The sequence below is a fragment of the Arthrobacter sp. SD1074B genome, assembly GCF_056780195.1.
In genome coordinates this window covers 721,420-747,710 of sequence record NZ_JBRAZT010000001.1, presented here as the reverse complement: position 1 = coordinate 747,710, position 26,291 = coordinate 721,420, and the positions used below count along the sequence as shown (strand labels likewise).

The 26,291-nt window shown below is 68.5% G+C and carries 26 protein-coding genes and 2 riboswitches; of the genes, 5 read left to right on the top strand and 21 right to left on the bottom strand.

Going from position 1 to position 26,291, the window contains the following annotated elements; all coding sequences use genetic code 11:
* Positions 1-82 precede the first annotated feature (82 nt).
* Both ACUYM2_RS03675 and ACUYM2_RS03670 read right to left on the bottom strand, forming a co-directional pair.
* Complete coding sequence (locus tag ACUYM2_RS03675; protein ID WP_481598845.1) at positions 83-730, bottom strand: LytR C-terminal domain-containing protein; 648 nt, start codon at positions 728-730, stop codon at positions 83-85.
* A gap of 91 nt (positions 731-821) precedes the next feature.
* On the bottom strand, positions 822-1,145 hold the full coding sequence (locus tag ACUYM2_RS03670) for a DUF3263 domain-containing protein (RefSeq protein ID WP_481598844.1): 324 nt from the start codon (positions 1,143-1,145) through the stop codon (positions 822-824).
* 112 nt (positions 1,146-1,257) lie between these two features.
* On the opposite strand from ACUYM2_RS03670, the gene ACUYM2_RS03665 reads away from it, so the two are divergent.
* Positions 1,258-2,037, top strand: a complete 780-nt coding sequence (locus tag ACUYM2_RS03665; protein WP_481598843.1) for a uracil-DNA glycosylase — start codon at positions 1,258-1,260, stop codon at positions 2,035-2,037.
* A 26-nt stretch (positions 2,038-2,063) separates the two neighbouring features.
* Positions 2,064-2,903: a siderophore-interacting protein gene (locus ACUYM2_RS03660; RefSeq protein WP_481598842.1), complete on the top strand. Its 840-nt coding sequence runs from the start codon at positions 2,064-2,066 to the stop codon at positions 2,901-2,903.
* A gap of 18 nt (positions 2,904-2,921) precedes the next feature.
* Here ACUYM2_RS03660 and ACUYM2_RS03655 read toward each other — a convergent pair whose 3' ends face one another.
* Together ACUYM2_RS03655 and ACUYM2_RS03650 are read right to left on the bottom strand one after the other, a co-directional pair.
* Positions 2,922-4,418: a threonine/serine exporter family protein gene (locus ACUYM2_RS03655; protein ID WP_481598841.1), complete on the bottom strand. Its 1,497-nt coding sequence runs from the start codon at positions 4,416-4,418 to the stop codon at positions 2,922-2,924.
* A 31-nt stretch (positions 4,419-4,449) separates the two neighbouring features.
* The gene (locus ACUYM2_RS03650; RefSeq protein ID WP_481598840.1) at positions 4,450-5,523 is read right to left on the bottom strand and encodes a lipid II:glycine glycyltransferase FemX; all 1,074 of its coding nucleotides are present in this window, start codon (positions 5,521-5,523) and stop codon (positions 4,450-4,452) included.
* 137 nt (positions 5,524-5,660) lie between these two features.
* On the opposite strand from ACUYM2_RS03650, the gene ACUYM2_RS03645 reads away from it, so the two are divergent.
* Entirely contained in the window at positions 5,661-6,215 is a 555-nt protein-coding gene (locus ACUYM2_RS03645; RefSeq protein ID WP_481598839.1) for a TspO/MBR family protein, read from the top strand.
* Positions 6,216-6,225: 10 nt separating this feature from the next.
* On the opposite strand, the gene ACUYM2_RS03640 is transcribed toward ACUYM2_RS03645, so the two are convergent.
* From ACUYM2_RS03640 to ACUYM2_RS03615, 6 genes are all read right to left on the bottom strand, one after another.
* Complete coding sequence (locus ACUYM2_RS03640) at positions 6,226-7,638, bottom strand: L-serine ammonia-lyase (RefSeq protein WP_481598838.1); 1,413 nt, start codon at positions 7,636-7,638, stop codon at positions 6,226-6,228.
* 98 nt (positions 7,639-7,736) lie between these two features.
* On the bottom strand, positions 7,737-9,053 hold the full coding sequence (glyA, locus tag ACUYM2_RS03635; protein ID WP_481598837.1) for a serine hydroxymethyltransferase: 1,317 nt from the start codon (positions 9,051-9,053) through the stop codon (positions 7,737-7,739).
* The gene (gcvH, locus tag ACUYM2_RS03630) at positions 9,050-9,433 is read right to left on the bottom strand and encodes a glycine cleavage system protein GcvH (RefSeq protein WP_346960096.1); all 384 of its coding nucleotides are present in this window, start codon (positions 9,431-9,433) and stop codon (positions 9,050-9,052) included. The genes glyA and gcvH overlap by 4 nt, the downstream gene beginning before the upstream one ends.
* Before the next feature lie 454 nt (positions 9,434-9,887).
* The gene (gcvT, locus tag ACUYM2_RS03625) at positions 9,888-11,051 is read right to left on the bottom strand and encodes a glycine cleavage system aminomethyltransferase GcvT (protein WP_481598836.1); all 1,164 of its coding nucleotides are present in this window, start codon (positions 11,049-11,051) and stop codon (positions 9,888-9,890) included.
* Between the two features lie 12 nt (positions 11,052-11,063).
* A complete protein-coding gene (gene gcvP / locus ACUYM2_RS03620) occupies positions 11,064-13,964 on the bottom strand; it encodes an aminomethyl-transferring glycine dehydrogenase (protein ID WP_481598835.1) in 2,901 nt (966 codons plus the stop codon).
* Positions 13,965-14,003: 39 nt separating this feature from the next.
* A riboswitch (glycine riboswitch) is annotated at positions 14,004-14,119 on the bottom strand.
* 1 nt (position 14,120) lies between these two features.
* Positions 14,121-14,219: riboswitch (glycine riboswitch) on the bottom strand.
* Positions 14,220-14,486: 267 nt separating this feature from the next.
* Entirely contained in the window at positions 14,487-15,026 is a 540-nt protein-coding gene (locus tag ACUYM2_RS03615) for a TetR/AcrR family transcriptional regulator (RefSeq protein ID WP_481598834.1), read from the bottom strand.
* 68 nt (positions 15,027-15,094) lie between these two features.
* On the opposite strand from ACUYM2_RS03615, the gene ACUYM2_RS03610 reads away from it, so the two are divergent.
* The gene (locus tag ACUYM2_RS03610; protein WP_481598833.1) at positions 15,095-16,663 is read left to right on the top strand and encodes an MFS transporter; all 1,569 of its coding nucleotides are present in this window, start codon (positions 15,095-15,097) and stop codon (positions 16,661-16,663) included.
* Between the two features lie 9 nt (positions 16,664-16,672).
* Here the strand turns inward: ACUYM2_RS03610 and ACUYM2_RS03605 are convergent, their stop codons facing one another.
* The 4 genes from ACUYM2_RS03605 to ACUYM2_RS03590 all read right to left on the bottom strand — a co-directional run bounded on the left by ACUYM2_RS03605 (position 16,673) and on the right by ACUYM2_RS03590 (position 19,060).
* Entirely contained in the window at positions 16,673-17,146 is a 474-nt protein-coding gene (locus ACUYM2_RS03605; RefSeq protein WP_481598832.1) for an SRPBCC family protein, read from the bottom strand.
* A 10-nt stretch (positions 17,147-17,156) separates the two neighbouring features.
* Positions 17,157-17,513: an ArsR/SmtB family transcription factor gene (locus ACUYM2_RS03600; protein ID WP_481598831.1), complete on the bottom strand. Its 357-nt coding sequence runs from the start codon at positions 17,511-17,513 to the stop codon at positions 17,157-17,159.
* Between the two features lie 109 nt (positions 17,514-17,622).
* Complete coding sequence (locus ACUYM2_RS03595) at positions 17,623-18,105, bottom strand: Dps family protein (protein ID WP_479785536.1); 483 nt, start codon at positions 18,103-18,105, stop codon at positions 17,623-17,625.
* A gap of 136 nt (positions 18,106-18,241) precedes the next feature.
* Positions 18,242-19,060 carry a sigma-70 family RNA polymerase sigma factor gene (locus ACUYM2_RS03590; protein ID WP_481598830.1) on the bottom strand — a complete coding sequence of 273 codons (819 nt, stop codon included), beginning with the start codon at positions 19,058-19,060 and terminating at the stop codon, positions 18,242-18,244.
* A gap of 223 nt (positions 19,061-19,283) precedes the next feature.
* On the opposite strand from ACUYM2_RS03590, the gene ACUYM2_RS03585 reads away from it, so the two are divergent.
* Positions 19,284-19,799 carry a flagellar protein FlgN gene (locus ACUYM2_RS03585; protein ID WP_481598829.1) on the top strand — a complete coding sequence of 172 codons (516 nt, stop codon included), beginning with the start codon at positions 19,284-19,286 and terminating at the stop codon, positions 19,797-19,799.
* A 5-nt stretch (positions 19,800-19,804) separates the two neighbouring features.
* Here ACUYM2_RS03585 and ACUYM2_RS03580 read toward each other — a convergent pair whose 3' ends face one another.
* From ACUYM2_RS03580 to fliP, 7 genes are read right to left on the bottom strand one after another with little or no spacing between them, the layout of a single operon-like run.
* Positions 19,805-20,059 carry a carbon storage regulator gene (locus tag ACUYM2_RS03580; protein WP_481598828.1) on the bottom strand — a complete coding sequence of 85 codons (255 nt, stop codon included), beginning with the start codon at positions 20,057-20,059 and terminating at the stop codon, positions 19,805-19,807.
* Positions 20,060-20,068: 9 nt separating this feature from the next.
* Complete coding sequence (locus tag ACUYM2_RS03575) at positions 20,069-21,256, bottom strand: hypothetical protein (protein ID WP_481598827.1); 1,188 nt, start codon at positions 21,254-21,256, stop codon at positions 20,069-20,071.
* Positions 21,234-23,282 (bottom strand): flagellar biosynthesis protein FlhA, encoded by a 2,049-nt coding sequence (locus ACUYM2_RS03570; RefSeq protein ID WP_481598826.1) that lies wholly within the window; start codon positions 23,280-23,282, stop codon positions 21,234-21,236. Before ACUYM2_RS03570 ends, ACUYM2_RS03575 begins: the two co-directional genes overlap by 23 nt.
* A gap of 49 nt (positions 23,283-23,331) precedes the next feature.
* Positions 23,332-24,414 carry an EscU/YscU/HrcU family type III secretion system export apparatus switch protein gene (locus ACUYM2_RS03565; protein WP_481598825.1) on the bottom strand — a complete coding sequence of 361 codons (1,083 nt, stop codon included), beginning with the start codon at positions 24,412-24,414 and terminating at the stop codon, positions 23,332-23,334.
* Positions 24,414-25,172, bottom strand: a complete 759-nt coding sequence (locus ACUYM2_RS03560; protein WP_481598824.1) for a flagellar biosynthetic protein FliR — start codon at positions 25,170-25,172, stop codon at positions 24,414-24,416. The genes ACUYM2_RS03565 and ACUYM2_RS03560 overlap by 1 nt, the downstream gene beginning before the upstream one ends.
* Position 25,173: 1 nt before the next feature.
* Entirely contained in the window at positions 25,174-25,449 is a 276-nt protein-coding gene (gene fliQ, locus ACUYM2_RS03555; RefSeq protein WP_175321994.1) for a flagellar biosynthesis protein FliQ, read from the bottom strand.
* Positions 25,446-26,288, bottom strand: a complete 843-nt coding sequence (gene fliP / locus ACUYM2_RS03550) for a flagellar type III secretion system pore protein FliP (RefSeq protein WP_481598823.1) — start codon at positions 26,286-26,288, stop codon at positions 25,446-25,448. Before fliP ends, fliQ begins: the two co-directional genes overlap by 4 nt.
* Between the last annotated feature and the right edge of the window lie 3 nt (positions 26,289-26,291).

Genomic DNA, 26,291 nt, shown 5'->3' with positions numbered 1-26,291 from the left:
CCTTCACACGGGGGCTGGCACCAGCACGCGTCCGCGCTGAATAGTTATTCAGGCGTAACCGAAGCCGGTTGCCCCACGGTCCTTACTGGAACCCGGGGCCCAGCACCACAACCAGCGGCATCTGGAATTCTGCCGAATCCACCAGGGTGACGATTCCGAGGAGCGAGCCCAGTTCTTCGGCGTTGGCCTTCTGGGCGGCGCCGTTGTAAAAGACCACCGAGGTCTGCTGCGGTGCACCGCCCCAGTTGCCGAGCGGGCCGGCGGCCCAGCCGGCAGCGGTGACCGTGGAGCCGACCCGGCCGGCCAGGCCCGCCGTCGCGGTCCCGTTGTAGATGGCCACCGGTTGCGTCTTGTCCACGGCGCCGGCCGGCGTCGCCGAGGGCGTTGCCGAGGGTGTTGCCGAGGCGGTCGGTTTGGAGACTGCCGGCGCGAGGCTGCCGGTCGGCGTGCTGCTGGCGGACGGTGTGCTGCCCGCCGCGGCGGTGGTGGGTGCCTGCGAGGCCGCCGAGTTGCTGCCGGCCTGCTCCGCCGTCACGGCGGAGGCGCCGGCGCCGAAGCCCAGTTTGGGCAGCAGGAGGAACGCGACAAGGCCGATCGCCAGAGCCGCGGCCCCGACGGCCAGGATGGCACCCAGGCGGCGGGTGCCGGGGGCGGAGACTGCGCGGTGGACACCCTGGCGCGTGGAGGTCTCCGGGATCCGATCAAATTCATCCCGAGCGTATTTGGTCATGGTAAAACGACGTCCTTGCTGATTTCTGGCTGGCGGTCCGGCGCCGGAAGGCCCGCGGAATACCGCGTCTCCGGCGGGACTTTACGCGCGTTTACGCGTCCGAGCCCAAACGGCGTGCCGTGCGGGCACGTTGGCGTGACGTACGTAGTCTACGCAATCTCTTGACCAGCATGGGATCGTGGGCCAGCGCCGCCTCGGTATCGATCAGGGCGTTGAGGATCTGGTAATAGTGCGTGGCGGAGAGGTCAAAAAGCTCCCGGATGGCCTGTTCCTTGGCGCCGGCGTACTTCCACCACTGCCGCTCCAGGGCGAGCATCTGCTGGTCCCGGCTGCTCAGCGGCGAGTCGTCGCAGGCCGCCGCGGGCCCGGCGGCGGCGTCTTCCGCGGGCAGGTGCTCCCGTGCTGCTTCGGCCACTGCACACTCCCTGGCTCGGTCGGATAAGTCTCCCCACATGTTACGGCCGAATAACAGGCTTGTCATTTGGCCGGCCCCGCCGGGGCCGCGGGTGTCCTGCGAGAATGGGACCGTGTTTGATTCATTTGATTCCGAGGCTCTCTTCCAGCTCGAACCCGCGGCCGGCGGGGCCGAGGACTTCGCGGCGCTGGCGCGGCTGCCGCTGGAGGCACTGGTCGCTGCGGACTGGGCCGCGGCGCTGGCCCCCGTCGAGGGGCAGCTGCGGGCGGCCCTGGAGTTCGTCGCCGCCGAGGCTGCCGCCGGCCACGAGGTGCTTCCGGCACCGTCGAACCTGCTGCGGGCTTTCCGGCAGCCGCTGGCCCGCGTCCGGGTGCTGATCGTGGGCCAGGACCCGTATCCGACGCCGGGCCACGCCGTCGGGCTGTCCTTCGCGGCGGAGGGCGGCACCCGTCCGATTCCGCGCAGCCTCGCCAACATCTACAAGGAGCTCGACGCCGACCTGGGGCTGCCGCCGCGCGTGCACGGCGACCTTGGCCGCTGGTCGGAACAGGGGGTGCTGCTGCTCAACCGGGTCCTCAGTGTGCGGGCCGGAGCCGCCGGATCGCACCGCAACAAGGGCTGGGAAGCCGTCACGGCGGCCGCCATCACCGCCGTCGCGCAGCGGCGCGGCGACGACGGCGGGCCCGTGCCGCTCGTCGCGATCCTTTGGGGCAAGGATGCCGAGGCCGTGCGGCCGCTGCTGGGCACGGCCGCCGTCATCGCCAGCGCCCATCCCAGCCCGCTTTCCGCCGCCCGCGGCTTCTTCGGCTCGCGCCCCTTCAGCCGGGCCAACGAGCTGCTCGCCGCCCAGGGTGACGGGACCGTGGACTGGGAACTGCCGCCGCTGCCCTGACGCGGTTCTTGGCTAGGCTTAGCTGCATGACTTCCGTCCCCGCTGCCACCACCGCCAACCGGAACTCCCGGCCCCAGACCAATCTCACGGTCCTGCGCCGCGAGCAGCTCTCGCCGCACATGGTCCGGATTGTCGCCGGCGGTCCCGGCTTCGCCGCCTACGTCAACAACGATTACGTGGACCGGTACATCAAGATCGCCTTCCCGCAGCCCGGGGTCGACTATCCGGAGCCGCTGGATTTGTGGGCCGTCCGGGAGTCCCACCCGCGGGAGCAGTGGCCGCACACGCGGACCTACACCGTGCGCTGGGTGGATCCGGCCGCGGCCGAACTCGCCATCGACTTTGTCATCCACGGCGATGAAGGCCTGGCCGGACCCTGGGCCGCCACCGCCCAGGCCGGCGACGCCCTCGTGTTCACCGGTCCCGGCGGGGGCTACAACCCCGACCCCGCGGCCGACTGGCATCTGTTTGCCGGCGACGAGTCCGCCCTGCCGGCGATTAGCGCCGCGATCGAGTCCCTCCCCAGGGACGCCCGCGGCCTGGCCTTCCTGGAGGTGGACGGCGACGCCGATGTCCTGTCGATCGACTCCCCTGCCGGGGTTGAGCTGCGTTGGTTGCTGCGCCGCGGCGCTCCGGCTGGCGGCAGCGGACTGCTGGTGGAGGCGGTCCGCGACGCGCAATGGCCCGAGGGCCGGGTCCACGTCTTCGCGCACGGGGAACGCGGCTCCATGAAGGGCCTGCGCGAGGTGTTCTTTGCCCAGCGCGGCCTGGAACGGGGCCAGGTGTCGCTCTCCGGCTACTGGGCCAGGGGCCGGGTGGAAGACGAGTTCCAGGCCGAGAAGAAACTGCCCGTCGGCAAGATCTAGTTCCTCCACGGCGCCGGGCTAGCGGCGCCGGGCCCGGCGCCGTTCGTTGCTGGCCAGGCTCCGGGTCAGCGGCCGTGCGAGCGTATCGCCAAGCACAATCCCGGCCGCAACGCCGAGCACGATCGCCCCGGCGTTGAGCATCCCGCCGGCGCCCACCAGGATCTCGGATTCCTCGATCGTCAATACATACATGGACCGGAATATAGTCAGTCCGGGCAGCAGGATCAAGGCGGCGGGTACGGCCACGACCAGCTGCGGGGCGCCCATCCGCAGCGCCACCACCCGGGCCAGGAGGCCGATGACAACGGCGGCGAGGGCGGGTGCGAACCGGGGACCGATGCCGGCGGCTGTCCCGCCGATCAGCACCAGATGGCCGACCACACCGACGGCCGCCGTCGGGAGCAGCAGCTTCAGTGACGTCTGTTCGGTGACGCCGATCGCGACGACGGCGATCGCCACCAGCGGTACGAGCACCCACAAGGGATACCTCGGCGGGAATGTTTCGGTGACGTCGATCGCCTCCATCCCGGTCATCGCGCCGACGACAAAGCCGACCGCGATCCCGGAGACGAGCGCCCCGAACGTAAGCATGGTGGAGAGGAAACGGCCCGCCGCGGTGACCGGGAAGCCGTTGATCGCATCCTGGACCGAGGAGACGAGGCGCCCGGTGGGCAGGAGCAGCAGGATACCGCCGACTACCACGATGGCGGGGGCGATGTTGATCCCCAGCGGGCTGCCGAATCGCCACAGCAGCAGCGCGATCAGGGTGACCACAAAGGAGCACGACGCCGTGATGAAGAAGTCCGGCGTCCGCCAGCGGCCCAGTTGCCGCGCCAGCAGGCTGACCAGCAGGTTGGACAGGAACGCGATCCCGGAGGCGGCCAGCCCACCGCCCAGGACACCGACGAAGACCGCGGAGAAGACGCCGAACGCCACAGTGACCATCCAGCGCGGGAAGGGCTTCGAGCTGTGCGTGATTTCCTCGAGCCGCCGCACTGCTTCCTCGCGGCCCACGCCCCCGGCCACGATGTCCGTGACCAGCTGGTGGACCTGGGCGAGTCCGGCGTAGTTGTTGGTCCAGGACCGCACAACACGCAGCAGCGAGATGGGGGTCTGGTCCCGTGGGGCGTAGTTGATGGCCACCGACTGGTTGGTGATGTCCACTTCGATGTTCTTCAGCCCCAGCGCGGCAGTGATGGCGATGATGCTGGTCTCCACCTCCAGGGCGCCGGCACCGTAACGGAACATCGATTCGGCCAGCTTGAGGGCGAAGTCGATCGTCTTGCGGGCGGAGGTGTCCACACCGCCGACCTGGATCATCGGGTTGGCGTAGGGACTGCCGGCCAGCCGGTCGACAATACTCAGCGGCGCGGTAGGCGGGTTCTCGCCCTGGACCAGCCTGCGGAGCATGCGTTTGGCGGCGGCGTTCTGGCGCACCTGCATGGGCGACATCGGCTCGGTCCGGGGCAGGCCGTCCGTCTGCGGCCCGCGGCGGCCGTCGGGTGGTTTGGTCATTGCGGCCTCCTCAGTTCACCTTGCGGGCGGTTTAGTAGAATTGCTGGCCCGTGCGCCGCGTGTACAGCTGGCGCGCCACGCGCTCCCCGGCGGCCATCCAGGCCTTGTACTTCAGCGGGCTCAGGACTTGGTCGTAGCAGCCGACGAAGTCCGTGACGGTCTTGCTGAAGCTGGTCTTGAACAGGCCGAGGCCGTGGAAGGGGTTGGAGGTGTCCTTGAGCTTGTCGCTGGGCGGGGTGCCGCAGAAGTCGTATTCGGTGCAGCCGAGTTCCTTGAGCTGGTTGATGGCCGTCCACTGGACCAGGTGCGAGTCCCCGTACTGGCTGCGCTTTTGCAGCGAGCCGCCGTCCTTGTAGGTGCCCTTCCGCCCGTAGTTGATCACGAAGGCGCCGACGGAGGGCACACCGTTTTCATAGACAAAGAGCAGGCGGCCCTGGCCGCGCCCCAGGAAGTTGGTCCAGAACTGGCGGTAGTAATCGTATTCGCGGACCCGGACCTGGGACTTTGCCTCCACGGTGGTGGTCATCAGCGCGTACATGGCCCGGAAGTTCTCTTCGGTCGGCTCCACGTTGCGGACCTCGACCCCCTCTCGGATGGCCCGCCGGACGGCGTTGCGGCCGCGGGAGTGCAGGTTGCGCAGCAGCTGGTTTTCCTGCGGCGAGATGTCCAGCAGCGCGGTGGAGTCGTTGGGCTGCAGGTTGTGGGTCTTGACCAGGCCTGCGCCTTCGATGACGCGGCGGCCGTCCTCGGACAGGACGATGTCGGGCTCGATCTTAATGGCGAAGACTCCGAGCCGGGCGCGTTTGACGAATTCGGCGTTGGCCGCCGCGATGCCGGGGATGTCCTCCACCGACGCGACGTCCGGTCCCTTGATGAGGTACCAGAGTTTGCCGAGGACGGGGAAGGATTTCTCCAGGACGAGGTTGTAGCTGGTGTAGTCAGCCGTCTCATAGACCAGGTGGAGGGGCTTCCAGCCGAAGTGTTGTTTGACCTCGGCGAAGGCCTCGGATTGAAGCAGATTCCCGCCGTTGGGGTTCGCGGTGACGTGGGCGTCCCAGTTGGCGACCTCTTCGGCGGAGGCAAAGCGGGCAGTGAATTCTCGCAAGGGTGCGGTATCCAATCTTTGCGGAACGAGCTTCGGCGGCATGGCTGACATGCAGCCTCAAGTCTATCCGGCGGCCGGGGCGGTCAAGGTCCCGCGGCCCCTGGGCCGGCCGCCTGCACCGGGATTAGGCTGGAGGTATGCAAGCGCAGCCGGAACCGTCCGTCGCCCGCCCGCCATCCGGCCCGGGCGGTGCAGGCAAGCGCCGGCCCGGTGCCCAGGCGCTGGGCCTGCTCGTGTTGCTCGGCGCTTCGGCGGTGGTGGCAGCGCTCGGCGGCCTCGCTTCGGCCAGCAACGTCGACGGCTGGTACGCCGCCGCGGACAAGGCTCCCTGGTCCCCGCCGAACTGGCTCTTCGGACCGGTCTGGACCCTCCTGTACACCGCGATGGCCGTGGCGGCGTGGCTGGTCTGGCGCAGCCGGGCGGCAGGCAGCAGGGCGGCGCTCACCGCGTACGCCATCCAGCTGGTGCTGAACCTGTTGTGGACGCCGGTGTTCTTCGGCCTGTACCCGGTGCTGGGTTCGGCCGCCCTCTGGATCGGCTTCGCCATCATCGCCGCGCTGGCCGTCGCCGTCGCGGTCACAGTGCTGCGCTTCGGCCCGATCAGCCGGCCAGCGGGGCTGCTGATGCTCCCCTACCTGTCCTGGGTCGTGTTCGCCGCGTCGCTGAATCTGTGGGCGGCGCTGCACAACTGAGTCGGGCTGATCAGCACTCCACCACGTTGACGGCCAGGCCGCCCATCGCGGTTTCCTTGTATTTGGAGCTCATGTCCCGGCCGGTTTCGCGCATGGTGACGATAACCTCGTCCAGGGAGACCCGGTGTGAGCCGTCGCCCCAGAGGGCCATCTTGGCGGCATTGATGGCTTTGGCCGCGGCGATGGCGTTGCGCTCGATACAGGGGATCTGCACGAGCCCGCCGATCGGATCGCAGGTCAGGCCGAGGTTGTGCTCCATCGCGATCTCGGCGGCGTTCTCCACCTGCTGTGGCGTGCCGCCCATGACCTCGGCCAGCCCGGCGGCCGCCATTGACGACGCCGAGCCGACCTCGCCCTGGCAGCCGACCTCGGCGCCGGAGATGGAGGCCTGTTCCTTGTAGAGCACCCCGATGGCACCGGCGGTCAGCAGGAACTTGACCACCACGTCGTCGCGGTCCTGCTGGGTGGCCTTGTCCATGCCGGGGGCAAAGTGCAGCGCGTAGTAGAGCACCGCGGGGATGATTCCGGCGGCGCCGTTGGTGGGCGCGGTGACAACCCGGCCGCCGGAGGCGTTCTCCTCGTTCACCGCCAGCGCGATCAGGTTCACCCACTCCTGCCAGTATTTGGGGTCCCGGTAGTCAGGGTCCTGGCCGCGGTTTTCCTTCATCAGGCGTTCGTGCCAGTCGGGGGCCCGACGGCGGACCTTCAGCCCGCCGGGAAGCAGGCCCTCGCGCTTGAGGGAGGTTTCAACGCATTCGGCCATGACGGAGTAGATGTGCAGCAGCCCTTCGCGGATCTCCTCGTCGCTGCGTGCTGCGCGCTCGTTGACCAGCATGATGTCGCCGATCGAGAGGCCCTTGGACTGGCAGCGGCCCAGCAGTTCCGCGGCGGTGCGGAATGGCAGCGGGAGCTCCTTCTTGGACTCGTCGAGTTCCTTCAGCGCCGCGTCTTCCTCGCCCTCGCGGACGATGAAGCCCCCGCCGACGGAGAAGAATGTGGCGCTGTGCAGGACGGCGCCGTCGGCATCGGACACCGTGAACGTCATGCCGTTGGTGTGCCGGGGCAGGATCGTCAGCGGGCGCAGCACCATGTCCTTCACCCCGTAGGGCAACGCGACGGATCCGGCCAGCTGCAGGGTGCCCGTCTGGGCAATCGCGGCCAGCCGTTCCTCCACTTCGGCCGGCAGGATCTTCTCCGGGTGGAAGCCCTCGAGTCCGAGCAGGATGGCCGTCATGGTGCCGTGCCCGTGCCCGGTGGCGGCGAGCGAACCATAAAGGTCAACCCGCAGCGACGCCACCCGTGCCAGGTCCCCCGCGGCCGTGAGTTCCTCTGCAAACACCGCAGCAGCCCGCATCGGCCCCACGGTGTGCGAACTCGAAGGCCCGATCCCAATCGAGAAGAGGTCAAAGACGCCAACAGCCATGTGCGTTTCCTAACTAGAAATTCGTGCCGAGATGGCAGTTCAAGCTCATGTTGTTTTGAAACACTGCCGCGAACTGCCACCTCGATGCGTAGTTGGGGCTACAGCCCCGGGTAGAGCGGGTGGGCGGCGGCGAGGGCTTCGACCCGAGCGCGGAGTCCGGAAAGGTCGGCACCGGCGTCGGCGGTCAGCGCCTCGGCGATGATGTCAGCCACCTCGGCGAAGGCGGCCTCGCCGAAGCCGCGGGTGGCCAGCGCCGGGGTGCCGATCCGCAGGCCCGAAGTGACCATCGGTGGGCGCGGGTCGAACGGCACGGCGTTGCGGTTGACGGTGATGTCGATTTCCGCGAGGCGGTCCTCGGCTTCCTGCCCGTTGAGCTCGCAGTTGCGCAGGTCCACCAGGACCAGGTGCACGTCGGTGCCGCCGGAGATCACGGAGATGCCCTTGGCGGTGACGTCCGGCTGGACCAGACGCTCGGCGAGGATCCGGGCACCGGCCAGCACGCGTTCCTGGCGTTCCTTGAACTCGGGCGAGGCGGCAATCTTGAACGCCACTGCCTTGCCCGCGATGACGTGCTCGAGCGGTCCGCCCTGCTGGCCCGGGAACACGGCCGAGTTGATCTTCTTGGCGATGTCGGCGTCGTTGCTCAGGATGATGCCGCCGCGCGGACCGGCGAGGGTCTTGTGCGTTGTGGAGGTGGTCACATGCGCGTGCGGCACCGGTGAGGGGTGCAGCCCGGCGGCGACGAGCCCGGCGAAGTGGGCCATGTCCACCATCAGGTAGGCCCCCACCGTGTCGGCGATCCGGCGGAATTCCGCGAAGTCGAGCTGGCGGGCGTATGCGGACCAGCCGGCCACGATGAGCTGCGGCTTGTGTTCCTGGGCGAGGCGCTCCACCTCGGCCATGTCGATCCGGTGGTCATCTTCCCGGACCTGGTACGGGACCACGTTGTACAGCCGGCCGGAGAAGTTGATCTTCATGCCGTGGGTCAGGTGCCCGCCGTGCGCCAGGTTCAGGCCCATGATGGTGTCGCCCGGACGGATCAGGGCATGCATGACCGAGGCGTTCGCCTGCGCACCGGAGTGCGGCTGGACGTTCGCGTATTCTGCGCCGAACAGGGCCTTGACCCGGTCGATCGCGAGCTGTTCGACGACGTCGACGTGCTCGCAGCCGCCGTAGTAGCGCTTGCCCGGGTAGCCTTCGGCGTACTTGTTGGTCAGCACCGAGCCCTGCGCCTGCATCACGGCCTTCGCCGTGTGGTTCTCCGAGGCGATCATTTCCAGCCCGTCGCGCTGGCGGCCCAGCTCGGCGTCGATCTTCGCTGCGATCTCCGGATCCAGTGCGGACAGCTCAGCGTCCAGGCTTGAGGAAACGACCTGCTCGAACACCGTCGAGGTCCCCGTCACTGCGCCGCTCACAGTTCGCCGCCGTTCTTGGATGCGTAGTCCTGCGCGGAAAGCAGCGGGCCGTCGGATTCCGCGGCCACCTTGAAGAGCCAGCCGGCGCCGTAGGGATCGCTGTTGATCAGCGCGGGGTCATCGACGACGGCGGGGTTGATTTCGGTCACTTCGCCGGTCACCGGGGCGTACAGGTCGGAGACGGACTTGGTCGATTCGACCTCGCCGCAGGTCTCCCCCGCGGTCACCGCAGCGCCGACCTCGGGCAGGTCAACGTAGACGATGTCGCCCAGGGCGTCCGTGGCTACTGCGGAGATGCCGATGGACACAACGTTCCCGGCCTCCCGCGCAACCCACTCGTGCTCGTCGGAGTACTGCAGTTCAGGGGCAACTTTTGCCATGTGTTTTTCCTTTACGTTTGAAAAGTCGTGAGCTAACTCAATTGTGGCTGGGTTTAAGTGGCGGATGAGCCGATTCCTCCGCGTGCTCGCTCGTTCCTCGCTTAGACGCACGCTTTCGGAAGCCCCCCACCCGCAGCTATTCAGTTCAGTTTTCGGGGCCAACAGTTCTTCGGAAAGAAACAGTGCCAGTCGAATTCTCTGGAGCCGAGCCGCGGTAGGCGGTTCATCCTCCAGCACCCTTGGCTTTCGAAGGCGCTGGCTCCTGTTGGTTTTGGTGTGGCGGGTTGTCCTAAAAGGTGAGCTGTCCACGAGGGGCCGGCTGGACGCGGTTTTCGAAAGCGTGCGTCTAAGCGAGGAACGAGCGAGCACGCGTGAAAACCGGGGCCTGCCGGTCCCGAAGCCGTGGACCTCTCGGCCGGTCCCGGAGCCAACCACGGCTCCGGGACGGCAGGGGCTACTTTTGGCGCTTGTAGAAAGGCAGTGCGACAACTTCGAACGGCTCGGTCTTGCCGCGCAGGTCGATGTCCAGCGCTGTGCCGGGTTCGGTGAATTCGACGTCGACATAGGCCATGGCGACCGGGTAGCCCAGGGTGGGGCTGGGCTGGCCGGAGGTGACTTCGCCGACAACGTTGCCGTCCTTGAGGACCGGGTAGTGCCCGCGGCCGGCGCGGCGGCCAAGCCCCTTGAGCCCGACGAGCCTGCGGCCGGTGCTGGTGCCGGCGCCGGCTTCCTTCTTGGCAGCCAAGGCCGCCTTGCCGACGAAGTCGCCTTCCTTGGACAGCGCGACGACGGGGCCCAGTCCGGCAGCGAACGGGTCGCGTTCGAGGGAGAGCTCGTTGCCGTAGAGCGGCATGCCGGCCTCAAGCCGGAGCGAGTCGCGGGAGGCGAGGCCGGCGGGCGTCAACTCACCCTCCTCGGCGATGGCGATGAGCGCCTGCCAAAGGGCGGCGGCGTCGTCGTTGGACACGAAGATCTCAAAACCGTCCTCACCGGTGTAGCCGGTGCGGGCCAGCAGCAGGTCCTTACCTGCGCCGCCGACCATGAAGGGGACCTCGACGGCGGCGTAATACTTCAGGCCGGTGACGAGTTCGTGGTCCGCGGCGGGGACCAGGCGGAGCAGGATGGCCTCGGCCCTGGGTCCCTGGACTGCGATCAGCGAGATCTCATCGGAGGCGTCCCGGACCGTGACGTCGAACCCGCCTTCTTGGGCAGAACCAGCCCGCTCGGCGAGCGCCGCGGCGACGACCTTGGCGTTGCCGGCGTTGGGGACGACGAGGAACGTGTCCGTGCCGTCGGCCGCGGCGGGCCGGCGGTAGGTGATGAGGTCGTCGATGATCCCGCCGTCCTCGTTGCAGATCAGCGAGTACTTGGCCTTGCCGACGGCCATCGCGGAGATCTTGCCCACCAGGGCGTAGTCCAGGAAGGCTGCGGCGTCCGGACCGGTAACCCAGACCTCGCCCATGTGGGAGAGGTCGAACAGGCCCGCGGACGTGCGGACGGCGTGGTGTTCGGCGAGTTCGGAGCTGTACTTGAGCGGCATCTGCCAGCCGCCGAAGTCCGTAAAGGAGGCGCCGAGCTTCTTGTGCTCTTCGTACAGTGCCGTGTAGTTCTCAGTCATCGTTGGCTGTCCCTAGTCGTTGGAGGCGGAGGTGGCGGAGTGGTCTGCTGCGTCGTCTTCGAAGGCTTCGAGGGGAGGGCAGGAGCAGATCAGGTTGCGGTCGCCGGCGGCGCCGTCGATCCGGCCGACCGGCGGGAAGTACTTATCCTGCTTGAGCGTGTGGACCGGGAAGACGGCCTGTTCGCGCGGGTAGCTGCGCTCCCAGTGAGTGCTGATGACGGCCGCCGCGGTGTGCGGGGCGTTGCGCAGCGGGCTGTGCTCCACGCTGAAGTCGCCCTGCGCCACCTGGTCGATCTCGGCGCGGATGGCGATCATGGCGGTGATGAACCGGTCGATTTCGCCGAGGTCCTCGGATTCGGTGGGCTCCACCATCAGGGTCCCGGCCACCGGGAACGCCAGCGTGGGGGCGTGGAAGCCGTAGTCGATCAGGCGCTTGGCCACGTCCTCGGCTGTGACACCGGTCTTGGCCGTGAGTTCGCGCAGGTCCAGGATGCACTCGTGCGCCACGAGGCCGCCCTCGCCGGTGTAGAGCACCGGGAAGTAGTCGTTGAGCCGGGCCGCGATGTAGTTGGCCGCGAGCAGGGCCGACTTGGTGGCCTCGGTCAGGCCCGCACCGCCCATCAGCTTCACATAGGCCCAGGAGATCGGCAGGACGCCGGCCGAGCCGTAGCGTGAGGCGGATATCGGGGTGCCGCTTTCGCCATTGGCCGGATCCGCCGCGTTGCCGGGCATGAACGGGGCCAGGTGAGCCTTGGCCGCGACCGGGCCCACGCCCGGTCCGCCGCCGCCGTGCGGGATGCAGAAGGTTTTGTGCAGGTTCAGGTGCGAGACGTCGCCGCCGAACTGGCCCGGCTGGGCCAGGCCGACGAGGGCGTTGAGGTTGGCGCCGTCGATGTAAACCTGGCCGCCGGCGGCGTGGATGGCGTCGCAGACCTCGCGGACATCGGCGTCGTACACCCCGTGGGTGGAGGGGTAGGTGATCATGATCGCGGAGAGCGCGTCCTTGTGCTGCTCGATCTTGGCCTGCAGGTCGGCGTGGTCGATGGTGCCGTCCGAGGCGGTGGCCACGACGACGACCTTCATGCCGGCCAGCACGGCCGAGGCTGCGTTGGTGCCGTGCGCGGAGGCCGGGATGAGGCAGACGTTGCGCTGGTCGTCGCCGCGGGAGAGGTGGTAGCCGCGGATGGCGAGCAGTCCGGCCAGCTCGCCCTGGGAGCCGGCGTTGGGCTGGATGGAGACCTGGTCGTAGCCGGTGATCTCGGTCAGCTGGGCTTCGAGGTCCTCGATCAGTTCGCGCCAGCCGGCGGTCTGGGATTCGGGCGCGAAGGGGTGGATGGACGCGAACTCCGGCCAGGAGATGGCTTCCATCTCGGCTGTGGCGTTCAGCTTCATGGTGCAGGAGCCCAGCGGGATCATGGTGCGGTCCAGCGCGAGGTCGCGGTCGGCGAGACGGCGGATGTAGCGCAGCAGCTGGGTCTCGGAGCGGTGGGTATTGAAGACCGGGTGCTGGAGGTAGTTGGAGGTGCGCTCGACGGCGGAGTCCAGGCCAAAGCCGGCGTCACTGTCTGCGAAGCTGGCGCCGAAGGCCGCGACGACGTCGGCGACGATCGCCGTCGTCGTGGCCTCATCGGCGGAGATGCCGACCGTGTCGGCGTCGATGGCGCGCAGGTTGATGCCCTTGGCGTCCGCGGCGGCGACGATGTCCGCGGCCTTGCCGGGCACGGACACGGACACGGTGTCGAAGAAGGAGCTGTGCAGCACGTCGAGGCCGGCGGTCTTCAGTGAGGCGGCAATGGTCCGCGCGTGGCGGTGGACCGTCTCGGCAATGGCCTTCAGCCCGTCCGGGCCGTGGTAGACGGCGTAGAAGGAGGCCACGATGGCCAGCAGCGCCTGCGCGGTGCAGATGTTCGAGGTGGCCTTCTCACGGCGGATGTGCTGTTCGCGCGTCTGCAGCGCCAGGCGGTAGGCGGGGACGCCGGCGTTGTCCTTGGAGACGCCCACCAGGCGGCCGGGCATGGAGCGTTCGAGGCCCTTCTGGACGGCCATGTAGGCGGCGTGCGGGCCGCCGAAGAACAGCGGCACGCCAAAGCGCTGGGCGGAGCCGACCGCGATGTCCGCGCCCTGTTCCCCCGGGGAGGTGATCAGGGTCAGGGACAGCAGGTCCGCGGCGACTGTGACGAGCGCGCCGCGTTCCTTGGCGTCAGCGATCACGGCGGAGTGGTCGAGGACGCGGCCGGAGGCACCGGGCTGCTGCAGCACGACGCCGTTGATGACTCCCTCGGGCAGGCCCTTGGACAGGTCCGCGACCTCGACCTCGAAGCCGAGGGCTTCGGCGCGGCCCTTGACGATGGCGATGGTCTGCGGGAGGCAGTCGGCGTCGAGGACGGTCTTGCCGTCGTGGGCCGTCTTGTTCTTGTTGGCGCGGCGCATCATCAGCACGGCCTCGGCGACGGCGGTGGCTTCGTCCAGCAGCGAGGCGTTGGCGATCGGCAGGCCGACGAGGTCCTGGACCATGGTCTGGAAGTTCAGCAGGGCCTCGAGCCGGCCTTGGGAGATTTCCGGCTGGTACGGGGTGTACGCGGTGTACCAGGCCGGGGCCTCGAGGATGTTGCGGCGGATCACGGCCGGGGTGACGGTGTCGTAGTAGCCCTGGCCGATCATCTGCACAGCGGTCTTGTTCTTCGATGCCAGCTTGCGCAGTTCGGCGAGGACTTCCACTTCGCTCAGTGCCCCAGCGAGCGCGAGGTCGGAGTCCTGCCGGATGTCCTTCGGCACGGCGGTATCCACCAGTGCGTCGACGGTGTCGTGGCCGACAGCCTTCAGCATGGCATCGACATCGGCTTGGCGGCGCGCGCCGATATGCCGGTCAACGAAGGACGTGGAGGCTGAGGTAACAGTCACAAGGAACTCCATAACTAAGGCGGCGCAGGGTACGCCACATTGATTCGGGTTCCTCCCCGCTCTGTATTGGACCTGAGAGTTTCCGCGCAGCCGCTTTCGCGAGGCTCCGCTTGCACCGTCGGTGAGCACGGCATGTTCGAGGACATGCCTGCTGCTTTCCAGAGTTGCCTTGCCGCGGCGGTACATGGGCCTGAGAGATTCCTGGGGAGGGTTTGCTCCTACGGCGCCTGCTTGTACCTACTGGCAGGGCTCTCCCGCCGCAGATCAAAGGCTTATTCAATTGCTCGTGACCGTAGTCACAGGTTCCATTGTCCTATGCCGGGCACGCGTCCGCAAACTCCTTCCGGCGCGTGCGTGAGAGTTACGCTCCGGGACGACTTTCGCCAACGCCCGCCGCACATCCGGCACAACTTTCGCCAACGCTCCCGCACCGCCGGACCTGCAGGAGCGTTAGGTTCAAACCCGCCGGAACTGCAGGAGCGTTAGGTTCAAACCCGCCGGAGCTGCGGGGGCGACCTTTGGGTGGGGCAGGGCTCAGCCGCGCAGCCGTTCGACGGCAGCCAGCAGGCTCTCAACGTCGCCGGCCACGTCCGGTGCCGCTCCGGCGGGTCCGCGGGCCAGCATGGCATTGAAGTACAGCCCGTCCCCCATATACAGCACGGGTTTGGCCATGGCCGGGCCCACATCGGCCGCGAGCAGCGCCAGCCAGCTCTCCTGGACACCGGCCATCCGCCGCAGGGTCTCGGCGTGCGCCACCTCGGCCAGCCGGGTGGCGGCCACGAACACCCGGTCAAGCGGCGTATCGGCCCACACCGAGGACTTGATGAAATACGCCGCGGCCCCTTCCGGCGCCGCGGCCATGGCGTCGAGGTCCTCCGCGAGGAGCCGATCCAGGCGCTCCAGCAGCGCCGCGATCATCGCGTCTTTGGTGGGGAAGTGGTAGAGCAGGCCGCCCTTGGAGACGCCTGCCGTCCTGGCCACAGCGTCCAGCGTCGCGGCCCGCTCACCCTCCGTGATGAGCAGGGACTCGAAGGCATCAAGGACGGCTTCGCGGGCGACGGGTTTTCTGGCCATGGCTCCCATCATGCCCTTCCGGTCGGATATTTCTTAACTGTACCGTCCAGACGGTATAGTTAACGCTTATGAGCACCACATCCGTGTCCGCAGCCGCCTGCCCAGCCCCGGCCCCGCGCGCACCTTGGCGCGACTGGGTGGCGCTGTCCCTGCTGATGTTCCCGGTGCTGCTCGTGGCCGTGGACAACACCGCCCTCACCTTCGCACTGCCTGCCATCGCCCGCAGCCTGGATGCCACCGGGGTGGAGTTGCTGTGGATTGTCGACGCCTATCCACTGGTCCTGGCCGGCCTCCTGGTGGCGATGGGCAGCCTGGGCGACCGGATCGGCCGGCGCCGGCTGCTGTTCGTTGGCAGCGCCGGCTTCGCGGCCGTCTCCGCGGTGACGGCCTTTGCGCCCGGCGCGGAGTGGCTGATCGCGGGCCGGGCCGGCCTGGGGTTCTTCGGCGCCATGCTGATGCCGTCCACGCTGTCCCTGATCCGCAACATCTTTCCGGAGCCCAACCGGCGGCGGCTCGCGGTGGCGATCTGGGCCGCGGGGTTCTCCGGCGGCGCCGCACTCGGCCCGATTTTCGGCGGCTGGCTCGTGGAGCACCTCTGGTGGGGCGCGGTCCTGTTGGTCGCGGTACCGATCATCGCGCCGCTGCTGGCCCTGGGGCCCGCGCTGATCCCGGAATCCCGGGATCCCAACCCGGGCAGGGTGGACCTGCCCAGCATCGTCCTGTCCCTGCTGGCCATGGCGCCGGCGGTCTACGGCATCAAGATCCTCGCCACCGACGGCGTGGCGCCGGAACCGTTTGCCGCCCTCGGCACCGGGCTGCTGATGGGCTACGCCTTCGTCCGCCGCCAGCGCCGGCTGGCCGCCTCGGACTCGGCCACTCCCCTGCTGGACCTCAGCCTCTTCGGCAACCCGGTGTTCAGCACCGCGATCACCGCCAACGTCCTGGCGCTGTTTTCCTACAACGGCTTCATCCTGTTCCTCGCCCAGCACCTGCAGCTGCTCGAGGGCCAGTCACCGTCGGAGTCCGGCATGGCGATGGTCCCGGCACTGGTCGCCACCGTCGTCGCCGGCCTGCTCGTGGTCCCGCTGGTGCGCAGGATCCGGCCCGGTTATGTGGTTGCGGGCGGGCTGCTGCTGAGCGCGACCGGTTACGGCCTCGTGGCTCTGGGCGACCACAGTGCCGGGCCCGGCGTGCTGCTGGCCGCCCTGCTGGTGCTCTGCCTGGGCGTCGGCGCAGCCGAGACCATCTCCAATGATTTGATCCTGGGGGCGGTCCCGGCGGCGAAGTCGGGCGCGGCAGCCGCCATTTCGGAAACCGGCTACGAGATCGGCTCCCTGCTCGGCACTGCCATCCTTGGTTCCATCCTGACTGCCTCCTACCAGCGCAATCTCCAGCTGCCAGCCGGCGTTGCCGGGGCGGCGCCGCCGGAATCCACGGCCCAGGCCGGCGAGACCCTGGCCGGAGCCGCCGAGCTGGCACATGCCCTCCCGGCCCCGCTGGCAGAGGCCGTCATGGCCGCCGCCCGCGCGGCGTTCGACTCCGGCGTCCACATCACGGCCGCGATCGCGCTCGTGCTGATGGCCGGGGCCGCCGTGCTTGCCGGGGTTGTCCTGCGCAAGGTCCCTACGGCGAACTAGACGCCGGCATCAGCCCGCCTCCACGGAGGCCTTCAGCGCGTCCAGCAAACCTGCGGTTCCTTCCTCGCGCCCGGCCACCTGCTCGGCATCGCTCGCGGCCGTCCCGGTGAAGAACGCGCCCTGCTCGGTCAGGGTCAGGACGGTGCCGTCGCCGTCGGGCTCCAGTTCGATGGTGCTCAGCGACACGGACATACGCCGTCCGTCGAGCAGCATTTCGTAGCTGTAGACAATCCGTTCGTTCTCGACGATGTCGTGGTAGATGGCATGCATGGTCGAGACCCAGCTGCCCACCGGGCCGCCGACGTCGGTCTCCCGGCCGCCCTCCCGGAAGTCGAGGCTGGATTCGCCCTGGTACCACTCCGGCGGCCCGCCGAACCATTTTTTCTTGCTGGCGTGGTCGGCAAACGCGGCGAAGACGCGTGCCGGCGGTGCGTTCAGCCGGCGTTCCAGGCTGAAGCTTGCGTGCGTAACGGGGACACTCATGACGTACTCCTCATTGATCAGTGCGGGGCTGGGGATCCAGGAATTGCTCCAGCCGGTCAAGGCGGCGCTCTTCCGGTGTCCGGCGCAGGCCCAGCCAGTCCTCGGCGCGCCGTACCGCGGCAGGGACAATGCTGCAGCTGCGCACCCTGCCGATTTTCTCGCTGCGGATCAGGCCGCTGGCTTCCAGGACCCGGAGGTGCTGAACAATCCCGGGCAGGCTGATCCGGAACGGTTCCGCCAGCTGGGAGACCGTCGCCGGCCCCTCGCACAGGTGGACCACGATGGCCCGCCGGGTGGGATCCGCGAGGGCGTGGAAAACGCCGTTGAGCTCCCGTTCCTCGTCCGGACTGCCTTGATTGTTAAGCACATACTTAAGTATTGCGCGGCGGCGGCGGCTGTCAAGGGTTAAAAAGAAGCGTCCGACGCCGGGTGGGAACCCGGCGTCGGACGCGTGGAAGGCGCGTGGAAAGCGGCGCTTACTTCTTGCTATCCGGCGTGGTGACGCTGGCGGTGGCACGCATGGTTTCGGCGTTCACCATCCAGGCGTACTGCTCCAACTTGGCGATGAATGCATGCAGCAAGTCGGCGGTGGTGGGGTCTTCCTCGTCCACCTCGTCGTGCACCTTGCGCATGGTGCCGACGGCGGCCTCGAGCGCGGCAACGATCTTGTCGATCGCATCCTTGGTGTTGATCAGGCCGGTCGGGAATTCCGCTAGGGCCGTGGTCTTGGAAACGGTGGAGCTGCGGCCGTCCGGCAGTGCATGCAGGGCGCGCATCCGTTCGGCCAGATCGTCGGCAAAGCCGCGGGCAGCTTCGATGATCTCATCCAGCTGCAGGTGAAGGTCGCGGAAGTTCGTACCCACAATGTTCCAGTGGGCCTGCTTGCCCTGTACGTGGAGCTCAATCAGGTCCACGAGAACGGCCTGCAGGTTGCTCGTCAGGGTGGGTGTAGCTTTCATGCATCCTCCTTGGTAGGAACGGCTGGTCCGGCGTTATGCCTCAGACGCTACCCCAGGGAGCAGACGGCACGCGATGGTCGCGGCGGAATTTCACGATAAGCTTACTAAGTGAGCTTACTAACCGTCCGGGGTGGGGTCAGACGGCCTGGTTCAGCACCGGTCCCTGCGGGAAAATGGCCCGGGTGATTCCCCCGGTCGTGGCCTCGGAGAGCTGGGCGAGGTAGTCGTTCCGGCGGCGCGGCGTAATCCGGGACTGTGGTTCGAAGCCCTGCTCCGGGTCGTCCGCATAGTGGGCGGTCAGGCCGTCGCGCATGAGGCGGATCGCCTCGGCGCGCTGCTGAGACACCGCTGCGTGCGTGGAGCCCAGCTCGGCTGCGAGTTCCTTGACGGTCCGGTCGCCGAAGTAGATCTCCTCGACCACGTAGCGCATCCGCTCCGGCAGCGACTTCACAGCGGCCCTGAGGTACTGGAGCCGTTCGTCCGCGAGGACGGAGCTTTCCGGGGACAGGGTCTCCGCCGCGAGCGTGTCGACGACGGCGTCGTCGAGTGGCGTGAGGGTACGGGACGCGTCGGCGAGGGCCGCTTCCACGACGCTTTGCTGGACGCCGAGCGCAGAGGCGATCTCGTCCACGGAGGGGGCGCGCCCGAGTGCCGCCGCCAGGGTTTCCTGGACGGACATGGTCTCTTTGATCCGGCGGCGCGCGGAGCGGGTGGCCCAGTCGCTGGCGCGCATCTCGTCGGCGAAGGCGCCGAGGATGCGGCGGCGCGCGAAGGCGCCGAAGGGTACGCCAAGGTCCGGGTCGAAGGAATCGGCCGAGGTAATCAGGGCAACGGCGCCAGCCGACGCCAGGTCATCGCGCGAGAGGTGGGACGCCTTCGAGCACAAATCTGAGACGAGATAGCCGACCAGCGGAAGGTGCTGGGTGACCATCTCGTTGCGTTCCACGCGATTCAATAGTGTGTCCCCCCATGAGACGGATCAGGAGCTTTAAAACCCTGAGAGCCGCACCCGCAAACGGTTCCGCGCTCCCCCCATGGGAGGCGGTGTTCGAAGCCCGGGCGCAGCACCCAGAACGAAACCTATCACCTGATCCGGAATCTGCGTGTACCCTCAGGGAAAAGCTTGGCGGAAAATGCGGAAAGCCGTAATTTGGCCGGGATGGCAGGGAATGGGGCCCATGGGTGCAGGGGATCTTTCGGCGGCGCTGTGGCAGGAACGGCGGCAGTTGGAGCTGCTCCTGTTCAGGCTGGAAACCCAGCGGTTGCACGTGGCGGCCGGTAACACCCACTGGCTGACGTTTACCGCTTCCGAGGTGGAAGGCGTGCTGGACCGCCTGCGTTTTGAGGCGCTGGCCCGGAATGTCGAGTCCGCGGCGGTAGCGGCCGAATGGGGCCTGCCGGCGCAAGCGACGCTGGTGGAACTGGTTGCCGCCGCGCCGCAAGGTTCCTGGCCCACCGTCCTGCAGGAGCATTTGGATGGCCTCCACAGCTTGATGGACCGGCTCGGCGACGCCGCCCGCGCCAACGAGGCATCGCTCCGGGGCCTGCAACGGCCCGCCGCGCCAGCCGACCCGACCGGAATGCTGGAGCAGTTGACAGTGGCGGGGAACATTGAGCGTGCCCTCGCCATCACGCGCCGCGCCGCCCAGCCGCTGATGGCCCAGTATCTCGGCGACGACGCGAACTCGCACTAGGCGGCTTAGTCGCCGGCGGGCGCCGGCGGCCGCAGCCCGCGCAGCGCATCCTCGGTGCCAGGGCCGGCTTCGGCGCCTGCTTCGGCTGCCGCAAGATTCGCCGCGGCGATGGCCTCGATGACTTCCCGCCGCTGGATCGGTACGCCGCGGGGGGCCTCGATGCCGATCCGGACGCCGTCTCCGCGGCCTTCCAGAACAGTGATGACGATGCCGTCGCCGATCATGATCTGTTCGCCCGGCTTGCGTGTGAGTACCAGCATTCTCTCAATCTACCCTTCGCGGCCGGGCGCTGCGGCCCACGGGGCGGGCCGGGTTGCCGCCCGGCCGTCGATCCAGCCCACCGGCAGGCCCAGGGCGTCCACGCTTTCGGGGGTCGCGGTGTCCGCCGCCCCCACGACGGCGACAGCGGCCACCTCGAGCCGGGCCCTGAGCTGGCCCACCCAGCGGGCGGTGTCCTCGTGTTTACGTCCGGCGTCCACCACCACCCAGAGCTGGTCCGGGGACAGGGCCGCGATCGCCTGCAGCCGGGCCAGGGTGTTGCGGCCCTTGCCCAGGCCGAACGCGGCCAGCACCGTCTGTTCGGTCTCCACCGCGTGCGCGCGAGCCGCCGTCGCGCTCTGGCGTCCGTCCAAGTGCAGGTGGCCGTAGGCGCTCAGCTCCCCCGCGGTGCGCACGTCCGCGCCCCCGGCGGCGATCGACATGGCCAGCGCCGTGTCCAGCGGGTCGTCGCCGAGACCGACCAGCACCACCAGGTCACCGGTCCCGCGCAGCGGGACGGGGATCCGCTCGCGCGCCGGTGCAGTGGCTCGGACGGACGACGGCGCCGCCGCCTGGCTCCCGTCCGGCGCGGGGACCTCCCCCGCGCTGCCGGCCGGACGCACCGGAGCGTCCGGTTTAGCCTGTCCTGCGCCGGCCGCCGGCGTCCGGAGCCCGGAGCCAAGCTGGTCCAGCAGTTCAGCGAAGCCCGGCGACTCGGTCGAGATGCCGGGGGCGCCGGGGTCGCCGGTCCGGTGCAGCGTCCGTTCGGCGGCGTCGGCCTCCGCCAGCAGGGCGGCGATCGCGTCGCCCTGCAGCGCGTGGCCCGGGGCGGCGGCGACGCGGTTGCTGCCCGGCGCTTGCTGCGGCCGCGGCGCGCTCTGCGGCGTATTTCGGAGCGGGTTCTGTGCCGCGGTGCGTGCCGGGGCCGCAGGCGCGGCGGCGCGCGAAGCAGCACGTGGTTCCAGGATCTCGCCCTCCGCCAGGATGTCGGCCTCCGGCACCACCTCGCCGGTGACGACGTCGTGCTTGGGCTGGACCTCGACGAGGGCCTCATAACGGTTCCCGGCGAAGAGCCCGGCGATCCCGGGGCTGATGACGCGTTCGGCGGAAACGATCCGGGCCGACGGGCCGTACTGGGCTTCGGCCTTGCTGCGGATTTCCTCCAGCGAGGCTCCCTTAAGCCGATAGCGGTTCGGCATGGCGCACGACTCCTACGGTTTCGATCCGGACGTTGGCGGAGGTGACTTCGCGGTAGGACAGCACCGGCACGGACCCGGGCTGCCCTCCGATGAGCCGGTGGATGGCCGGGCGCAGCGCCGGGGCGCAGACCAGGACGGCCTGCCGGTTGGCGGCGGCCGCGGAGTCCACTGCGTTGCCCACCGAGCGGAGCACGGCGTCGAGCCGGTCCTGCCCCATCACGATCTGGCTTCCGCCCTCGGCCGGGCGCATGTCCTCCAGCATGGATTGCTCCAGGAGCGGGTCAATCATGATCACGTTGAGCACGGGGCCGTCCATGAACTTGGCGGTCAGGGCCGGGCCGAGGGACTGGCGTGCCGCCTCCACGAGCGATTCCGGGTCCGTGGAGACTTTCGCCCGGAGGGTGAGCGCCTCGTAGATGCGGGCCAGGTCATTGATGGGGACTTGTTCGTCGAGCAGGCCCTGGAGCACGCGCTGCAGCTCGGCGAGCGAGAGCAGCGCGGGGGTGAGCTCGTCCACGGCGGATGGGCTCTGTTTGCGGACCCCTTCGGTCAGCACCCGGACGTCCTCGCGGGACAGCAGCCGGGCGGCATTGCCCGTGACGATCGAGGACAGGTGCGTGACGAGCACCGACACGCGGTCGATCACGGTGGCGCCGGTCATCTCCGCGTTGTGCCGCATTTCGGCCGGAATCCACTTCCCGGCAAGCCCGAAGACCGGTTCGATCATGGCCATGCCCGGCAGCGTGTCCAGCGAGTCGCCGAGGGCCAGCATCTGGCCGCCCGGGGCGGTGCCGCGGCCGGCCTCCACCCCGGCGATCCGGATCGCGTAGGTTGCCGGCGGCAGGTCCACGCTGTCCCGGGTGCGGACCGGCGGGATGACCAGGCCCAGTTCCATGGCGATCTTGTGCCGCAGCGACCGGACCCGGGCCAGCAGGTCGTCGGAGGCGCCGGAGACCATGTCCACGAGGTCCGGGGCCAGCAGGATCTCAACCGGGTGGACGCGCATGTCCTCGAGCAGCTTCTCGTTCGGGTCAAGCTCCGGGGAGTTCAGGGCGGCGGCCTCGACGTCGCGGGCCTGTTCAGCCTGCTGCTGGCTGGCCGCGGTGCGGCGCGAGGCCAGGATCAGCCCGGCCCCGACCAGGACGAACGGGATGGGCGGCATGCCGGGGATCAGCGCCATCGCGAGTGCGGCGAGGCCGGCGATCATCAGGGCGTTGGGCGACTGCAGCAGCTGGGTGGACGCCGTCCGGCCCATGTCCGCCTCCGCATTGGAACGGGTCACGATCATGCCGGTGGAGACGGCCATCAGCAGCGCCGGGATCTGGGTGACGAGCCCGTCACCCATGGTCAGCAGGCCGTAGGTGTTGAGGGCGTCACCGATTTCCATGCCCCGCTGCAGCATCCCGATGGCGATGCCGCCGATGAAGTTGATGATGATAATGATGATGCCGGCGATCGCGTCGCCCTTGACGAACTTCGACGCTCCGTCCATGGCGCCGTAGAAGTCGGCCTCGGCCGAGACCTCGGCCCGCCGCTCCCGAGCCTGGGTGTCAGTGATCAAGCCGCCGTTCAGGTCGGCGTCGATCGCCATCTGCTTGCCGGGCATGGCGTCCAGGGTGAAGCGCGCCCCCACTTCGGCAACGCGCTCCGCGCCCTTGGTGACCACAACGAACTGGATGACCACCAGGATCAGGAACACGACGGCGCCGATGATCATGGAACCGCCCACGGTGACCTTGCCGAAGGCCTCAATGACCTGGCCGGCGTAGCCCTGGCCCAGCACCAGCCGGGTGGAGGCCACGTTGAGGCCCAGCCGGAACAGCGTGGCGACGAGCAGCAGCGAGGGAAAGACGGAGAAGTCCAGCGGCTTCTTGACGAACATGCTGGTGAGCAGGACCAGCAGCGCCAGCAGGATGTTGCAGACGATCAGGAAATCCAGCAGCGGCGCGGGCACGGGAACCACCAGCAGCAGCACGATGCCCACGATGCCGATCGGCACCGCCAGCCGGGCGAGCCTGTTGTTCATGATGCGGTCCTTTCACAGACGCTGGTTCGAGAAGTGTTCCCGACAATGTTCATATGCCGGCCCCGGCCATCCTGTGCAGCCCGGCGCCGGCGCCGCGGGCCTTGAGCGACATCACGAAGGCCAGCACCCCGGCCACCGCGTGGTAGAAATCCACCGGGATCTCCTGCCCCAGCTCGCAGGCGCCGTGCAGCGCCCGTGCCAGCGGGATGTCCTGGACCATCGGCACGTTCTTGTCCTCGGCTTCCTGCCGGATCCGTGCCGCGACGTGGCCGGCGCCTTTGGCCACCACCCGGGGGGCGGACTTTCCGGGTTCGTACTTCAGCGCGACGGCGACGTGGGTGGGGTTGACGAGGACGACGTCGGCGTCCCCGATCGCCGCGATCATGCGGTTCCGGCTCATGGCCAGCTGCCGGGCCCGGCGCTGGGAGCGGATCAGCGGGTCGCCCTCGCTGCTCTTGTTCTCGTCCTGGACTTCCTTCTTGGACATCCGGGTTTTCTTCCGGTTCCGGCGCATCACGACGAAGAAGTCCACGGCAGCCAGGGCGATGCCAGCGAAGACGGCGAACTGGACCAGGGACGAGATGCCGCCGCCGGCGGCGGCAACGACGCCGGACACCGGGAGGCCGCCGGCGGTGAGCAGCACCGGGATGAGCCCCTGCACGACTGAATAGAGCACCAGGCCGACGACGCTCGCCTTCAGCAGCGCCTTAACCCCGCCCCAGAGCGCCTGGGTGCCGAAGATGCGTTTCAGTCCGCTGAGCAGTTTGAAGTTCTCGAAGTCCACACGGAATTTCTTTACATGGATTCCGCCTTGCAGTGCCGAGCCGACGAGGACGACGACGAGCACCACGATCAGCATGGGCCCGAGGATTCCGGCCAGTGACCCGAGTCCGTCCTCGAGGGCTTTCACGGCCTTCGCCGGGTCCGGGTCAGCCATGACGCCGCGGACGCTGAAGACCTGGTCGGTGGCGGCGTTGGCCCCGCGGTCCACCGTGGCGGGGATCATCACGGCGGCGGCGCCGACCGCCAGCCAGGCCGTGAGGTCCTGCGAGCGGGAGAGCTGGCCCTTGGAGCGGACCTCCCGCATGCGTTTGTCGGTGGCCTGCTCGGTTTTCTCCTGTGAGTCCGACATCAGCCCACCCCCAGCACGGTCTTGGCGGCCTGCCCGGCCAGGGTGGAGACGATCCTGGGCAGTGCGAGGAAGAGGAATCCTGCGAGCGCGAGGGTCAGCATGATCTTGAGCGGGAAGCCCAGCGAGAAGGCGTTCAGTGCCGGGGCCACCCGGGTCAGCAGGCCGAGCCCGACGTCCGCTAGGAACAGCACCACCAGCAGCGGGCCAGCGATCTGGACGGCGGCGAGGAACATGCCGGTGACGGCGGAGGTCATGGCCTGGACGGGCTGGGCCATGTCAAGGCCGCCGGCCAGCGGCAGCGCGGTGAAGCTTCCGGTCAGGCCCCCGATGACGAGCTGGTAGCCGTCCGAGGAAAACAGCAGGGCGAGTGCCGCCATCTGCAGCAGCCGGGTGAACTGGGCACCGTTGACCATCATCTGCGGGTCGAAGGCCTGGGCCATCTGGAAACCGCTGAAGAGGTCGATCAGGCTGCCGGCGGACTGGACCGCGGCGAAGACCAGCATGACCAGGAAACCCAGGACCAGGCCGGTGACCAGTTCCAGGGCCACGCCGGTGAAGAACCCGGCCGTGTCCCGGGCGGTGTAGCCGGCGGACAGCCGTTGCGTGACGGCCAGGCCCAGGCCCACGCCCAGCATCGCCTTGATCCGCCCGGGGAAGGCCTGGTGCGCGAACGGCGGCGCCACGACCAGGAATGCCGTCATCCGGACGGTGGCCAGCAGGAGCACCTCCAGCCACGTCTGGTCGATCGGGATGCCCACCTCACAGGCCTCCGAGCAGGGAGGGGATCTTGGCGAAGAGGTCGTTGGTGAACGCCACCATCTCCGAGATCATCCAGTGTCCGCAGATCAGCAGGGCCACCGCCACGGCGGCCAGTTTGGGCACGAAGGAAAGGGTGGCTTCCTGGAGCTGGGTGATGGATTGCAGCAGGGAAATCGCCAGGCCCACCACCAGGGCCGTCACCAGCACCGGGGCCGAGAGCTTGGCGGCCACGATCATGGCCTGGAGGCAGATGTCCAGGACGGCGTTGGCGTTCATCCGGTGCCCGCGTAACTCTGGATCAGCGAGGTGATGATCAGGCCCCAGCCGTCCACCAGGATGAACAGCAGGATCTTGAACGGCAGCGAGATCATGACCGGCGGGAGCATCATCATGCCCATCGACATCAGGGCCGCGGAGACAACGAGGTCGATCACGAGGAACGGGATGAAGATAACGAAGCCGATGATGAAGGCCGCGCGGAGCTCGGAAATCATAAAGGCCGGGATGAGCGTCTGCAGCGGCACCGCTTCCGGCGTGGCCGGGTTGTCCATGCCGGCGGCGCGGGTCATCAGCGCGATGTCTTCCTCGCGGGTGTGCGCCAGCATAAAGTGCTGCAGCGGTCCCGAGCCGGCGCTGAGCGCGCCGTTGAAGTCGAGGGTGCCGTTGAGGTAGGGCTGCACCCCGATGGTGTTCATCTCGTTGATGACCGGCCACATGACGAAGATCGAGAGGAACAGGGCCAGGCCGGCCAGCACCTGGTTGGGCGGGATGGACGGCAGCGAGAGCGCGTTGCGGGTCATCGCCAGCACCACGAAGATCTTCGTAAACGAGGTCATCATCAGCAGCAGCGCGGGCGCCACGGACAGCAGCGTGATCCCGATCAGGGTCAGGACCGCGGTGGAGGGTTTCCCGTCCATGCCGTTGATCTCAATGTTGACGCTACCGTTGTCCGGGCTGGCCGGCGGGGTCGGCGGAACCGGCGGGACGGGGGCGGTGGCGTGGCCGGCGGAAGCATTGAGCCAGAGCAGCAGGACGGCGCACAGCACGGCGGCAAGGCCGAGCGCCAGGATTCTGATGGGCCGGCTGATGCCCGTGCTGGTGCGGCTGGCACTCATTGA

Bases quoted from the DNA above. Each gene is read 5' to 3' on its own strand.
- ACUYM2_RS03675 (WP_481598845.1), bottom strand. From the start codon at position 730: ATGACCAAATACGCTCGGGATGAATTTGATCGGATCCCGGAGACCTCC.
- ACUYM2_RS03660 (WP_481598842.1), top strand. From the start codon at position 2,064: ATGACTTCCGTCCCCGCTGCCACCACCGCCAACCGGAACTCCCGGCCC.
- ACUYM2_RS03655 (WP_481598841.1), bottom strand. From the start codon at position 4,418: ATGACCAAACCACCCGACGGCCGCCGCGGGCCGCAGACGGACGGCCTG.
- ACUYM2_RS03645 (WP_481598839.1), top strand. From the start codon at position 5,661: ATGCAAGCGCAGCCGGAACCGTCCGTCGCCCGCCCGCCATCCGGCCCG.
- ACUYM2_RS03640 (WP_481598838.1), bottom strand. From the start codon at position 7,638: ATGGCTGTTGGCGTCTTTGACCTCTTCTCGATTGGGATCGGGCCTTCG.
- gcvH (WP_346960096.1), bottom strand. From the start codon at position 9,433: ATGGCAAAAGTTGCCCCTGAACTGCAGTACTCCGACGAGCACGAGTGG.
- gcvT (WP_481598836.1), bottom strand. From the start codon at position 11,051: ATGACTGAGAACTACACGGCACTGTACGAAGAGCACAAGAAGCTCGGC.
- gcvP (WP_481598835.1), bottom strand. From the start codon at position 13,964: ATGGAGTTCCTTGTGACTGTTACCTCAGCCTCCACGTCCTTCGTTGAC.
- ACUYM2_RS03615 (WP_481598834.1), bottom strand. From the start codon at position 15,026: ATGGCCAGAAAACCCGTCGCCCGCGAAGCCGTCCTTGATGCCTTCGAG.
- ACUYM2_RS03610 (WP_481598833.1), top strand. From the start codon at position 15,095: ATGAGCACCACATCCGTGTCCGCAGCCGCCTGCCCAGCCCCGGCCCCG.
- ACUYM2_RS03605 (WP_481598832.1), bottom strand. From the start codon at position 17,146: ATGAGTGTCCCCGTTACGCACGCAAGCTTCAGCCTGGAACGCCGGCTG.
- ACUYM2_RS03595 (WP_479785536.1), bottom strand. From the start codon at position 18,105: ATGAAAGCTACACCCACCCTGACGAGCAACCTGCAGGCCGTTCTCGTG.
- ACUYM2_RS03585 (WP_481598829.1), top strand. From the start codon at position 19,284: ATGGGTGCAGGGGATCTTTCGGCGGCGCTGTGGCAGGAACGGCGGCAG.
- ACUYM2_RS03580 (WP_481598828.1), bottom strand. From the start codon at position 20,059: ATGCTGGTACTCACACGCAAGCCGGGCGAACAGATCATGATCGGCGAC.
- ACUYM2_RS03575 (WP_481598827.1), bottom strand. From the start codon at position 21,256: ATGCCGAACCGCTATCGGCTTAAGGGAGCCTCGCTGGAGGAAATCCGC.
- ACUYM2_RS03570 (WP_481598826.1), bottom strand. From the start codon at position 23,282: ATGAACAACAGGCTCGCCCGGCTGGCGGTGCCGATCGGCATCGTGGGC.
- ACUYM2_RS03565 (WP_481598825.1), bottom strand. From the start codon at position 24,414: ATGTCGGACTCACAGGAGAAAACCGAGCAGGCCACCGACAAACGCATG.
- fliQ (WP_175321994.1), bottom strand. From the start codon at position 25,449: ATGAACGCCAACGCCGTCCTGGACATCTGCCTCCAGGCCATGATCGTG.
- fliP (WP_481598823.1), bottom strand. From the start codon at position 26,288: ATGAGTGCCAGCCGCACCAGCACGGGCATCAGCCGGCCCATCAGAATC.